Annotated in this window: 1 protein-coding gene; it reads right to left on the bottom strand. The window is 69.6% G+C overall.

Annotation, left to right across the window (positions count from 1 at the left end; genetic code table 11):
- On the bottom strand, positions 1–536 hold a 536-nt coding region (locus NW807_RS10480; protein WP_414426067.1), incomplete at both ends, for a transposase.

The following is a 536-nucleotide window of genomic DNA, read 5'->3' as shown; positions in this document are numbered from 1 at the left end:
CGCTCAACGAACCCCCGGGCCAGAGATTCCGCCGTGCCCCGCCGCCGCGCCACAAACACCTCCTGGAGCTCCTCGGCCACCACGCCCCGCTCCGACTGCGGCACATGAGCTAAAACGTTCCGCATAAAGTGCACCACGCACCGCTGCCAGCTGGCCCCAGGAAGCTCCGCCATCACCGCTTGGCGGATGGAAGGGTGGTCGTCGGAAATGACCAGCCTCACCCCCCGAAGCCCCCGCTCCACCAGGCCCTTCAGGAGGTTCCTCCAGGCCTCCTTCCGCTCCCCGCCCGCCGGTTCCACCACCAGCACCTCCCGGTAGCCCTCCGCGTTCACCCCCACCGCCACCAGAAGGGCCAGGTCCACCACCCGCCCGCCCCAGTTCACCTTGAAGTAGGCCGCGTCCAGGTAGAGGTAGGGGTAGGCCAGCTCCAAAGGCCGGCCGCGCCAGGCGGAGAGTTCCTCCTCCAGGCGCTGGGCTACCCTGGAGACCGCGTCCTTACCGATGCGCACCCGGGACAGGCCCTCCGTGATGGCCGC

The sequence above is a fragment of the Synechococcus sp. R70.1 genome (genome assembly GCF_047461675.1).
Taxonomy (GTDB): Bacteria; Cyanobacteriota; Cyanobacteriia; order Thermostichales; family Thermostichaceae; genus Thermostichus.
The sequence above is the reverse complement of the archived record's forward strand: the minus strand, read 5'-3'. Positions and strand labels throughout refer to the sequence as shown.